The following is a 12,871-nucleotide window of genomic DNA, read 5'->3' on the forward strand; positions in this document are numbered from 1 at the left end:
AAGGATGAAAGAAAAAGTCATTGATGCCGTTCATGCATGTATTCATACAAAAGAACCAATGGCAGTGACCATTCATCCATATGAAATTGAAAAACACAAACAATTGAATCAACATCATCTTCTATTGATACTAAAGCCTGAATTAACCAGTATCCATAAAGGTGTACAGCTTGATCGAATACTAGATGAACTTCTCCTACGCTTAGATAATCATGATGTAGAAATAGGAGCCGTGCGCGTTATATCATCCTTATATTTGAAAGAAAAGAAAATAATAGAAAAACAATATGGGATGCTGAACAAAATCTCTAAAAACGGTCTGAGTGAATTGTCAGATACGGCAAAAAAGATGCTGTTCTTTAAATATCCAGAGTTTAAACAGAAGGAACATTTCATATATGGAGGCCATCAATTTTTACAAAAGTACGAAGAGCTTACGCCATATGGTTTAGAGCTTCTGACACGGAACATGAAGGTGGACAAGCTAGGTGCGGGCACATACGCCATAAAGGCCGAGGTGGATGGAGAACAGATGCTTCTGCTCAATTCATTCCACCCTTGTCAAATTGAGTGGTTCACTGCACCTGCAAAGTCTATTATCGTCATGGAATGTTTTTCAAAGAAGCCTATGAGGATGTTAAGAGAAGATTTTATCGGTGCAACGGACCCTAAAGAGGCAAAAGCAGGTTCTTTTAAACACATGCTGCTGTCGGAGCAAAAACGGTTTGGTTTAACGAACGTGTGTACTCGATTTAATGGCATTCACCTGTCACCAGGACCTGTAGAAGCAATGGCGGGAATGATTCACTATTTTCGTACACCTGACACAAGGCTGACTCCCGCACATACACTTTTTGGCCAGTTGTTAAAGAAAAATGGCTTTTCGGAGGAATCACTAGATCTGTTATGTGAAGATGTGTCCATTCATTCAAGCGAAGTGCCAGTATTTGAATTAACTGAAAACCTCAATTGGGATGAATCATTAGATCTGTTAACAAAGGTGAGAAACGACATTCAAAAGCATGAACGTGTTCTGTAACAGGGGGGAACCACTTGAATAATGAAGGAGCTAGCCAGAGAATATGGATTGTTGGTCCACCTGGATCTGGAAAAACGACCCTTGCCCATCACTTGAAACAGGAATTAATGTTACCTCACTATGAGCTCGATGCCCTATTTTGGCAAGCGAACTGGAAAAAAACAGATAGGAAGTTGTTTATCGATAACGTCCATGAAGTTGTTAAACAAAAGAAATGGGTGATTGATGGTCAATATTCATCTGTTCACCATATCTTGACTGAATATGCTGATACGATCATATGGCTTGATGTGAAGAGAAGGAAGACATTCCCCCGTCTCATGAAAAGGACGTTCAAGCGGCTCATGACAAGGGAGAAACTTTGGAATGGAAATAAGGAGCGAATAGGTAATGCGCTCCAATTTTTCTCATATGCCTTTCATGTGTATCCAGAGGTGCTCCATCAAAACGAGAAGCTTTTTCACAAATTAAAAAAAGAATCACGTGTGAAATGCCTGCGCATAGACAAGCAGGAAGCGGCAGATCTGGTACTTAGGAAAATCAAAAACCTTGAGAAAAAGGGGTGAGGACATGATGAAATCTGATGATGCTGATAATGTCCTGAAATATTGGTTTTCGGAACAGCCAATCCGCTTAACACCTTTAAACGGAAGAAGCCCTAATGAAGGCTGGCTTGTAGAGGATGCTAAAAACCGCTTTGTCTTAAAAAAATGTGCGAGAAATCATGATGCAAAGTGGCTTCAATATTTAGAAGATTTAACAGATGCTTTGCTTGATTATGGTTTCCCGATTCAACCCATGATAGAGGCAGAGAACGGTCGTAAAACCATTTTATTCAAAGAACATTTTTGGCAGTTGCGGCCCTATTTTGAAGGAAGACCATATGAAATGGGAAATCGTTCAGATGAACAAGAAGCCATTCGGGTATTAAGACAACTTCATTCATTAAAGAACTTACCGAAAGGGCCTGTGAACCCAAACTGCGAATTGAAAAACTGGATAACTTCACCGGACGAAACACTGGATAAGACGGCAAGTGTATTAAAGAAAGTCGTTTCTTCTAAAAAGGCTGCTTCTTTGCTCAAAGTGTATGAACAGGAGCTGATGAATGTACTCACGCTGCTAAATCCTAGTCTGTATGAGGCATTACCTCATGCTGTCACACATGGTGATTTTCATTCTGGCAACCTGCTCATCCGTCACAAGAAGCTCGCCATGGTTCTTGATTTCGATACAGCAGGTTATAGACCCCGAATCTATGATGCAGCCATATCTGCTTTTTTGTTAACGAGAATCAAGCGGGGAACATTTCAACTAGATATTGTGAAAACGATTCAATTTTTAAAGGCATATGCCAATGACTTATCTGAAAACGAGTGGCGTTCTATATCTGGTTTTATCAGACTTTTATATATTCCGACAGGGCGGTATTTAACCCTTCTGCATACTTACACACCTCACTTATTGAACTGGTATATTGATTGGTCCTTGGAAGCACTAGAATCTGCATCAAGCCAGCTGAAAGAAGAGTGGTATCTCCAAAAGGAGATGAGGATATGAAGGTTGCTGTTGTCACTGGTGGAAATAGAGGCATTGGAAAAGAAGTGTGCAGACAGCTTGCGCAAGATGGCATGCTTGTCATTTTAACAGCGCGGCAGATTGAAAATGCTGAATTAGCTGCTTCTGATATAAATGAGCAGGTTGTGCCATACCAGCTAGATGTGACAAACGAAGAGTCGGTTGAACGTCTGTCGGCTTTTATAAAGGATTCGTACGGGAGAGTGGATGTGCTGATTAATAATGCGGGAGTCTTTCTTGACAACATAATGGATGACGCCTTTCCATCTTTTTTAGATCTTCCTGTATCGACACTTCAAGAAACGATGAATGTCAATGTATATGGCGCAGCTAGAATGACCAAGGCGGTTTTCCCTTACATGAAAGAGGCTGGATATGGACGAATCGTCAATGTATCTAGCGGCATGGGCAGGCTCTCCGCCATCTCCGCTTCAAACGATGTTAGGCGTGACGGAAAAAGCGGTCCTTACTACAGGATGTCAAAAGCGGCTTTGCACGTTCTGACAAAAGTCACGGCTTTAGAGGGGGCGCCATTTTCTATTCTTGCGAATGCGGTTTGTCCTGGCTGGGTACAAACGGACATGGGGACATCAGAGGCTGTTAAAACTGTACAGGAAGGCGCATCAGGAATCGTATGGGCGGCACAGCTCCCCCGAGATGGACCAACAGGAGAGCTACTAAGAGACGGTAAAAGACTTCAGTGGTAAGAGGAGGCAGCTACATGCGAGGAATGAAAGAAAAGACAGTGATTGTGACAGGCGGGGCGCAGGGGATTGGATATGCGGTCGCAGAACGAGCAGCACAAGAAGGTGCGCAAGTCGTCATTGCTGATCACCATGTAGATTACGGACTAGCAGCAGAAAAACAGCTCAAAGAAAACGGATATGATGTGTTGTTTATAGAAGCTGATATTGCTGATGAGGCAGCCATTGTCTCAATGGTAGAAAGAACAGTCGATCATTTTGGGAAAATTGACATGCTTGTGAATTGTGCAGCCGTTTTTATCATGCGTGGCCTTGAAGCTACTGTTGAAGAATGGCGGCGCATCATGGACTTAAATATTATGGGGCAAGCCCTATGTGTCAAACACACGTCACCTTACATGGAGAAAATAGGAAAAGGATCCATTGTAAATATTGCCTCCATTTCAGGTCATATTGCCCAGCCGAAATATTTAACATACAACGCAACAAAAGCAGCCGTTGTGAATATGACGCGATGCATGGCAATGGATTTGGCGGATGCAGGTATTCGTGTGAATGCAGTGAATCCCGGTACGGTGTGGAACAAAAATAACGAACGATTCCACTTGGAAGAACTTGGGTTGACAAGAGATCAAGCAAATCAGCACCCTGATATTGGAGGGATGCACATGTTAAAACGAACAGCTGATCCAGAAGAGATCGCATCTGCTGTCATCTTTCTTCTCTCTGATGAAGCGAGTTTTATCACAGGAGAAAATTTAATGGTTGACGGCGGCTATACTGCCATGTAGAGGAGTAAACATTTTGATGAAATTTGATCTGCACACACATCATCAGCGCTGTGGTCATGCGGAGGGAAACATCAGAGAATATATCGATGAGGCTGTCAAATTAGGCCTAGAATGTATTGGAATATCGGATCACTCCCCGTTTTTTGGTGAAGAGGCCGATCATTTTAAACCATGGGTAGCGATGGCTAAGAGTGAATTTCAATCATATGTAGAGGAAGTCCTGCAATTGAAAAAGGAATATGAGGGGAAAATTCACGTGCTGTTAGGTGTTGAATCTGACTATTTTCCAGAACACGAAGCCCTCTACCGAGACGTGTATCGACATTATCCATTTGATTATATCATTGGCTCGGTTCATGTCAGTAATGGATACGACCTATTTAACCGGAAACGCTGGGAACGAATCACAGAGAAACAAGCAATCATTGAAAAAGAGACGTATTACCAGTTGATTAAGATGTCTGCTGAGAGTCAAATGTTCGACGTTTTAGGTCATATTGACGCCTTAAAAGGTTTTTATCCAGAAATTGCTCATCTCAAAACAGAAGCTGTCGATGATGCGCTAAAAGTCATTGCGGAGAGTGGTTCTGTGATTGAAGTGAATACCTCTGGCAAAACAAAAGACTGCGGAGGCTGGTATCCATCAATGGATCTATTAGAGCGAGCCAAATTTTATGGTGTGGATGTCACGTTTGGCTCAGATGCTCATCAGCCCGCCCGCGTGGCAGATGATTGGCTGAAAGTGAAACAAACGCTGAAGGAATTAGGTTACCAGGAATGGTGTATTTTTCAATCTCGTCAAAAGCGAAAATTGGCTCTATAAATTCATAAAAAAGGGGTTATGAACATGACAAAAGTTCGTGTAGCAATTGCAGGAGTAGGATCATGTGCGTCAAGTATCGTTCAATTTGTTGAGTTGGCTAAGGAAAAGAAGGATACGCTCTCTGGTGTTATGCATGACGTCATTGGAGGCTATCAGTTATCTGATGTCGAATTTGTTGCAGCTTTTGAAGTAGATCAAAATAAAGTCGGAAAAGACTTATCAGAGGCCATTTTTACTAAACCAACAGCTGCAGTGAAACATATCGATGTTCCGTTTTTCCAAGTAACCGTCGAAGCAGGTCCTTTATGCGATGGACTTGAAGGAGATTTGTCCAACTGCATTCAACCACATGAACATTCACTGAATATGAAAACACATGATGTGACGCAAAGGTTAAAAGATGTTCAGGCAGATGTACTCGTCTGCTTCTTACCAACAGGTTCGTTTGAAGCAGTTCGTGTGTACGCAGAGGCCTGTGCACACGCTCAAACAGCCTTTATTAATGCGACACCTGAACCGGTGGCAAATGATCCTGAGTTTGTCAAAATGTTTGAAGAGTCGGAGACCCCGCTCCTTGGAGACGATTTAAGAAGTCACTTAGGTGCAACCACACTGCATACAGCCTTAATTGAACTATTAAAATCCCGCGGGATTGATATCACCAATACGTACCAACTAAATGTTGGAGGCAATACGGACTTTTTAAACCTAGCCAACCCTATGAGATCAACGAGTAAGCAAAAATCGAAGAGAAAAGCATTGTTCGCTTCAGGTATTGATGCCAGTGAAGTGGCAGCAGGTCCAAATGGTTATGTCAGCTACCTAGGGGATCATAAGGTCTGCTTCCTGCGATTAGAAGGGAATTCGGTTTTAGATTCTGACATTTCACTTGAAATTCGTTTACAAGTAGAAGATAGTCCGAATTCAGCTGGTGTCATTGCGAATGCGATGCGTGTTGCAAAAGCAGCTAAAGATATGAATCATAGCGGTGTCATACATGACGTCTGCCCATTCTTATTTAAGAGTCCACCAGTTGGACAAGTCGATTCAGAATCATTACGTCTGTTCAATGAATATGTGGCAAATGCTGAGCTGAAAAAGGTATAACCAGTGGAAGCGGAACTCAATCTTCGCAAGATCAAATTTGCCGCTTTTGACTTGGATGGAACATTAATTGATGACAGAGGCGAGCTTATTGGTGATGTCCATGGCGCAGTGAACATGCTGCGCCAAAGAGGCATTATACCCATTATTGTGACAGGAAGAACCTATGATTCTTTCTTCTCTCTGGATTTAGATCGATCTCTACTCGCCTTATTTCATCATGATGTTTTGCTGAATGATGGGAATGTCATTTGTCATCATGAAAAGAAAACATTTGAGGTGAAGCAGTATGTAGATGCAGCTTTATGCCAACAGATCATCACATCACTTGATGGAAAAGCTGAATTTGTCATGGAATCTCATGGAAAGCACGTGGCATCAAGTAAAAGCGCTAAGTTGAAATACTGCATGCTATACACCTTTCCACGAGAAAAAATAGAGGTTGGTCACAAGAAAGAATTTAGCTTTGACCATGTAACTAAACTATTTATTTTACCAAAAGAAAAAGTGGATCTTGCTCAACAATTAAAAAATTGTCATTGCGACGTAGCAGATGCCCAGTTTTTAAATGCTCAAGTCATATCTCCAAAAGGGATTTGTAAGGCAGACATGCTTGAGCACCATTTATTCGATTGTTTTGGAGAAAGAGATTTAGATCGTGTGATTGCCTTTGGAAATGGTCATAATGACAGGCTGATGCTGAAGAAGGCCAAGTGGGGGCTAGCCGTTCAAGATAGTCATCCGTCGGCGATTGAGTTAAGTGATGTTCATTTACAGGAGCCTATTTCTGATTATCTATTTAAAGTTTTACAATCATTTGAAACGCCGCACGTTATCAATGAAAAGGGAGGTATTTAGTTGAGGACCCTTCAACTGCCTTTACCAGAAGCATTAGAAGATACAATGATATCGGATTTTATGGAAAGAGTTTCATTTCTATCTGCTCATATTGTGCACGTGGCTCTTAACGAAGAGGAATCTATGATTGAAGTAACCGTAGATAAAATGGGAGACAAAGAGGCAATATCAACTGCGTTTTCGAATCTATCGTCAAATATCGCACAGCTGCGGAGATTTCGTGAAAAAGAAATAAAATCAAATATTTATTTATCTAGTGAGCCTGTTCATTCAAAACTAAGCGAGGAAGATCAGAAAAGAACCTTCTATGATGAAGTTGAATTGGAACTATCAAACTACTTTGATGAATTATTTTTAAATATAGGGATTTCACTTGGAGCGAAAGTAAGGCGATATCCTTCGACGATCAGTAAAGATTTAATGGAAAAATGTAAGTATCATACGAATTTTCCGCAAAATATTTATTCTGTTTTTGAGATCCCTCATGATTATCAAATCATTGATGATATTCGAGAAAAGCATCGTGGTTTTCAGCCTGAACACTTCCAGCAGGCAGGCCGTTTTTTACAGCCGTGTATTTGTTATCACTGCTATGAGGAATGGGAAGGGAAGACGTATACAGACAATCAAATGATGACAGCAACGGGGCAATGTTTTAGACATGAAATCTCTTGGAAAGTGGACCCTCTCAGGAAAATAGAATTTAGTATGCGCGAAATTGTCTTTATTGGTCATCAAGAATTTATCAATGAAACGAGAAAAACACTCCTTGAAAACACATGGGAATGCTTTAATCAACTTGGTCTAAGTGGAAAGGTCACGACCGCAAATGACCCTTTTTTCTTTTATGATGATATGGATAAAGCGAATTATCAATTAATGGCTAATAGCAAATATGAATTAGTCGCTGTGACAGAAAAGAAAGACGTTTCGATCGCTTCTTTTAATGACTGCGGAGAGATGCTTTGCGAAAGGTTCCATATTAGCGGAGAAGATGGTATGCCGCTTTATTCAGGTTGTGCGGCATTTGGGATCGATCGTTGGGTTCAAGTGTTTTTACAAACATACGGTCGAAATCGAAAGGATTGGCCGAAAGACATGCTTCATTTAAAGGAGGAGCGCTATGTTGCAAAGTAATCTGACTCAAGAAGAACATACAGCTCTCACTTTATCCACTCCTTTTTTAAAAGCCAGTCAAATTGAAGAGATGCAGGAGCTTTTGTATAAGCAGCAAGACTGGAATGTCATTCTCGGAATGCTGCATGTTCACCGGACAGCAGGAATTGCGTGGAAGAATATTAAACGTTATGCCATTCATTTAAGAAAAGAGTTTAAAGCGACTTATTTTTTAAAGTCACTAGAGATTATGTATAAGGGTCAATTAGAAACGGCTCGAGACAATATCAAGTTCAATGATCAGTTATTTCAAGCACTTGATCAAAAAGGAATTGAGTATGCCATTGTAAAAGGAAGTGTGATTGGCCAGTGGGCCTACGGTGATGTTGGGCTTCGCTTATTTGGGGACAACGATCTCTTTATCTCACAAGATCAGCTGCAAGAAACTGGACGCGTATTAAACGAATTAGGCTATATTCAAGGTTCTTGGAACTATGAAACGGGGACAGTCACACCTGCCAAACGCAAAGACATCCTTTACCTCATCATGAACTCACATCAAACCTACACCTATATGAAACCTACACCAGATTGCCGCTTTATTGATTGTCATAAAATTGATGTTCAGTTTTCAGTTGATCTCATGACAGGGAACCGAACGGATTCAATCGTCAAAGAAATGCTGTCTAGACGAATTCAAACGTCTGTTGATCAGCACGATGTATGTTCTTTAAAAGAAGAGGATATGCTTCTTTTCCTATGTATTCATTTTTATAAAGAAGCGATTTATTTAAATGAAGTGGAGTCAATGAAAGACTTACTGCTTTATAAACTGCTAGATATATATGGCATGTTTATGAAGGAAGACCTACTCGATGTGGATTTGTTTGTCCGCCAGACGAAAGAGTATGGCTTTGAAAAGATGGTCTATTTTGCTTTTCATTATGTGAATGAGGTCTTTCCTCAAACGATTCCTGAACTTGTCATGAACGCACTTCAGCCTGAATCGCTTACTTATTTATCCGAAGTGCTGGATGCAAATGATGTCGTTCATACTTGGAATCAACCAATTCGCAAACGATTCTTTCATATTAATCGATCTTTAGATATTAACAAGCATTCTGTGCATAAGGAGTAGTGTCATGAAAGATCCGGCATCGCTATTTGATTTTAAGGGAAGAAATGACGTGATTTGGTATGGGAATATGAATCAAGAACAAAGCTGGGATCAAACAAGAGCTTTACCAGTCATGACAGATCATGTTCAAAATGAACTGGTTCTTCAGCAAGAACAACAACTGCTTTTGATTGCATCTAAAGAGCATCATGTCATCTTGCATCATCAGCCTGATAAAGCTTTTTTAGCCTATTTGGAAAATCAAGGTGTCCAGCTTCCGCATATGACTCAACTAGACCAAGCATTTAAATTAAATGGACTGATTGTACCGTATCTTTTAGATGAATCCCTTGAAAAAGAAGCATTGATTGAAAAAAGAACGATATACGGCTCAAATGCTACACTCGTAAAGCGGTTCAATCATAAGATTTCTACTAGAAGATGGGCAGAAGAACATCTGTTTAACGTCACATGCGGCGCTATCTGTCATCATGCTGACGAATTAAAACAGACGTATGAAGAATTAAAGGCGAAGAATTTCTCCAAAATGGTTCTGAAAATACCTTATGGATCATCTGGGAAGGGGCTGCGTATTTTAAAAAGTGACCGAGAATTTATGCAGCTGCTGACCTTTATTGAAAGAAGGAATATCGAAACGGATTTGCTCTTAGAGGGATGGCATCCGATTAAACGGTCCTTAAATGCCCAATTGCTCATTCAAGAGAAGGGGTCACACTTACTCTCCATTACAGAGCAGAAAATTAATGAGGACGGCATTTACTTAGGGACGGATTTTGCGCCTGTGTATGAATTGGACAAAAAACGTGAATACGAAGCAAGCATGCATAGAATCATAGAGCTTCTTTATGATGAAGGGTATCGTGGTGTGGTTGGTGTCGATTCAATTATTGATGAAAATGAACAGCTCATACCGATCATTGAAATAAATGCCCGGTTCACACAGGTCACTTATTTACTCCCACTGATTTGTCGTTTTTTTTCAACCTACGAATATATCGAAAGCCGCTTTAAAAGATTCTCATGCTGCGCTGACCTGCCATTTGAAGATGTCTTAACGGAGGTAACAGAAGCACTTAATCCGGGAGAAGATGGCGGGTTCTTTATTTATACTTTTGGTAAGACGAGATCTGATGATACGTGGCACTATCGATTGTTTATCTTGTTTTACCATATGAAGAAGGACAAGCAGATTCATATGCTGACAATGTTTGATGAGATGGAATTTTCATCAGAAAGGAGGAGGAGATGTGCTGGAAAATGACTTTACGCTCTTAGAGAAAGCGAATCGTTATGGGACGCCGATGTATGTATACGATGGAGATGCATTGAAAGAGCACTATGAGCACATTACATCATGGCTCCATCAAACAGCTGAGGTGTTCTTTTCATTTAAGTCCAATGGAAATGTCTCGATTGCATCATTGTTACGGTCTTTTGGAGCTGGTATAGAAGTGGCTTCTGAAGGAGAGCTTTTCATGGCGATAAAAGCAGGTTATTCACCGCAGCAAATCATTTTTTCTGGACCGGGTAAGCAGAAGGAAGAGATTGATACCGCTGTTCAGCATGAGATCTATTGTATTATCGCCGAATCTAAGGAAGAACTCACCTACATCGCTGAGTCTGCAAAACGTCAAGACAAGCAGGCATCAGTAGGCATTCGGATCAATCCAGAATCAATTGAGTCACGAGCCAAAATAAAAATGGGCGGAGTTCCAAGTCCATTTGGAATAGATGAATCTAAACTGAATGATGTATTTGATCTGTTTCAGAAGTATGATCATTCGCTGCTATTTAAAGGTATCCATATGTATCTGGGAACTCAAGTTCTTGATGAAACATCGCTTTTATCATCGTTTGAATACACACTTAACACAGCTGTTCGAATCAAGAATGAATATGGACGAACATGCCAGATGGTTGATTTAGGTGGCGGTTTTGGCATTCCGTATTTTCAGCATGAAACCCCGCTTCATGCTGAAAGGCTATTTCAACACGTAGCGGATTTGATTAGATCATATGAAACAGAGCTTGAATTTCCGAGATTTATTATAGAAATGGGGAGATTTCTTTTAGCAGAATGTGGTGTTTATTTAACAACCATACAATATGTAAAAGAATCAAAAGGGCAGCCGTTTTTAATAGCAGATGGCGGGATGCATCATCATCAAGCGATGACGTTTAGAGGCAGACTGCTCCGCAATAATTACCCTATGCGGCTCATTAAACATTCCAGCAACACCGCAGACGTAGTGAAACAATCAATTGTTGGTCCGCTTTGTACACCAGAAGACTTAATTGGCAGGCAGGTGGAGCTTCCGCAAGGGGAAGTAGGAGATCTTCTTTGTATTGAGAAATCTGGTGCATATGGACTGAGCTACAGCCCTACCTTATTTTTAGGTCATTCTTCTCCTCTTGAGCTACTGTTGTTTGAGGGGAACGATTATGTTGTGCGAGATAGAGGGACACCGGAAGATCTCTTATTGAAACAAAATAGATCACTCTTTAGACAAAGGAGGGGTGAAGATGAAACTGACAGAGCTTCGACAAGAAACGATTGATCGTCTCATTCACCAATTTTCAGAAAGAGCAGGGCAGCTGGATGCCGAATCTCGGTTCCCGCATCAGAATCTAGACGAGCTGATTGATTGTGGATTACATGTCGCCAATATGCCGAAACAAGACGGAGGTCTTGGATATGGATTTGAAGAAACGATCACCTTGTTGTCACACATATCTAAAGGGTGTGCGTCAACTGGCCTCATTATGGCGATGCATTACTATTCGCTCGGCGCATTTTCTGAAGTGCTGACAAGTGAGCAGCAGGCTTCGGTATTTGACGATATTCGGCATTCAGGAGAGTTCATCGCTTCTGTCAGTGACCCGAATGTGATTTTTATTTATCAGCGAAAGCAAATGGAGGGAATTCCAACCATCACCGCCGAAAAAACAGATGGCGGATATCTTGTGAGTGGAACTAAGTTTACTGTGACAGGTGCACCGCGCATTAAATATTTGCCAATCTATTGTGAGTATGCCCCGTCGTCATGCACATCTCAATATGGAATGACGGCGCTCTTAATGACATTACCGAGTGAAGGTGCTGAGGTGGAGGAATCGTGGAATTATTCGGGAATGAGAGCATCGATGAGTCATCACATTCATTTTGATCAAGTGTTTATACCCGATCATCAGCTCATCGGGCGGGAAGGCTACGCAATAGAAGATACTGAACATTTAATCTATTGGTTTCGTTTAGCTGTTACCGCTGTTTATTACGGGATTGCAAAGGCAGCATATGAACATGCCCTCGGTATGGCATATAAAAGGAATGATCGAATTTCTAAGAAGAAATCAGCCTTTTTACCAGGTCAACAATTTCGTATTGCAGATATGAAAATGAAATTAGATGTTGCACATTCTCAGCTCATGGCCTGTGCCCAGCAAGCAGATCGAGAAAAGCAACAAACTCATTACTCGAGTGAGTTGTATACGAAGACGCTGATTACTAAACACTTTGTGACGCAGGCGGCAGAAGAAATCGTGGAGCTGGCTTCTCAGGTCGAGGGTTTTTCTTCATTACAGCAAGGATCTTTGCTCGAGCGCTTAAGCCGAGATGTGAAAGCGGCAAAATTTCATCCGCCTTCAAAAGATGTATTAAAAGAAGTGATTGCGAAAAAAGAGCTGGGCATTATCCCGTTAAAAAATCGCTGGGTATGATGG

13 protein-coding genes are annotated in these 12,871 nt (G+C 41.1%); all 13 read left to right on the top strand.

Features of this window, described 5'->3' with window-relative positions:
• Positions 1-4: 4 nt before the first annotated feature.
• The 13 genes from MHB38_RS08615 to MHB38_RS08675 are packed head-to-tail and all read left to right on the top strand — an operon-like array spanning position 5 to position 12,868.
• On the top strand, positions 5-1,039 hold the full coding sequence (locus MHB38_RS08615; protein WP_135227168.1) for a hypothetical protein: 1,035 nt from the start codon (positions 5-7) through the stop codon (positions 1,037-1,039).
• Positions 1,040-1,053: 14 nt separating this feature from the next.
• Entirely contained in the window at positions 1,054-1,605 is a 552-nt protein-coding gene (locus MHB38_RS08620; protein WP_135227167.1) for an AAA family ATPase, read from the top strand.
• Positions 1,606-1,609: 4 nt separating this feature from the next.
• Complete coding sequence (locus MHB38_RS08625; protein ID WP_135227166.1) at positions 1,610-2,599, top strand: phosphotransferase enzyme family protein; 990 nt, start codon at positions 1,610-1,612, stop codon at positions 2,597-2,599.
• Entirely contained in the window at positions 2,596-3,324 is a 729-nt protein-coding gene (locus MHB38_RS08630; protein ID WP_041507281.1) for an SDR family NAD(P)-dependent oxidoreductase, read from the top strand. Before MHB38_RS08625 ends, MHB38_RS08630 begins: the two co-directional genes overlap by 4 nt.
• A 14-nt stretch (positions 3,325-3,338) precedes the next feature.
• Positions 3,339-4,112 carry an SDR family NAD(P)-dependent oxidoreductase gene (locus tag MHB38_RS08635; protein WP_048001546.1) on the top strand — a complete coding sequence of 258 codons (774 nt, stop codon included), beginning with the start codon at positions 3,339-3,341 and terminating at the stop codon, positions 4,110-4,112.
• A 16-nt stretch (positions 4,113-4,128) separates the two neighbouring features.
• On the top strand, positions 4,129-4,935 hold the full coding sequence (locus MHB38_RS08640) for a histidinol-phosphatase (protein WP_096881418.1): 807 nt from the start codon (positions 4,129-4,131) through the stop codon (positions 4,933-4,935).
• A 24-nt stretch (positions 4,936-4,959) separates the two neighbouring features.
• A complete protein-coding gene (locus MHB38_RS08645; RefSeq protein WP_234922839.1) occupies positions 4,960-6,042 on the top strand; it encodes an inositol-3-phosphate synthase in 1,083 nt (360 codons plus the stop codon).
• Between the two features lie 3 nt (positions 6,043-6,045).
• Positions 6,046-6,897 carry an HAD hydrolase family protein gene (locus MHB38_RS08650; RefSeq protein ID WP_135227164.1) on the top strand — a complete coding sequence of 284 codons (852 nt, stop codon included), beginning with the start codon at positions 6,046-6,048 and terminating at the stop codon, positions 6,895-6,897.
• On the top strand, positions 6,898-8,034 hold the full coding sequence (locus MHB38_RS08655; RefSeq protein ID WP_135227163.1) for an aminoacyl--tRNA ligase-related protein: 1,137 nt from the start codon (positions 6,898-6,900) through the stop codon (positions 8,032-8,034).
• Positions 8,021-9,151 carry a nucleotidyltransferase family protein gene (locus MHB38_RS08660; RefSeq protein ID WP_341003093.1) on the top strand — a complete coding sequence of 377 codons (1,131 nt, stop codon included), beginning with the start codon at positions 8,021-8,023 and terminating at the stop codon, positions 9,149-9,151. Before MHB38_RS08655 ends, MHB38_RS08660 begins: the two co-directional genes overlap by 14 nt.
• A 4-nt stretch (positions 9,152-9,155) precedes the next feature.
• Complete coding sequence (locus MHB38_RS08665; protein ID WP_135227161.1) at positions 9,156-10,412, top strand: ATP-grasp domain-containing protein; 1,257 nt, start codon at positions 9,156-9,158, stop codon at positions 10,410-10,412.
• Positions 10,399-11,709, top strand: coding sequence for a hypothetical protein (locus MHB38_RS08670; protein ID WP_053069925.1), 1,311 nt, complete (start codon positions 10,399-10,401; stop codon positions 11,707-11,709). Before MHB38_RS08665 ends, MHB38_RS08670 begins: the two co-directional genes overlap by 14 nt.
• A complete protein-coding gene (locus MHB38_RS08675) occupies positions 11,675-12,868 on the top strand; it encodes an acyl-CoA dehydrogenase family protein (protein WP_048001540.1) in 1,194 nt (397 codons plus the stop codon). The genes MHB38_RS08670 and MHB38_RS08675 overlap by 35 nt, the downstream gene beginning before the upstream one ends.
• Positions 12,869-12,871 lie beyond the last annotated feature (3 nt).

Origin of the sequence: Bacillus sp. FSL K6-3176 (assembly GCF_038003325.1) — a bacterium.
Classification (GTDB): Bacteria; Bacillota; Bacilli; order Bacillales; family Bacillaceae; genus Bacillus; species Bacillus altitudinis.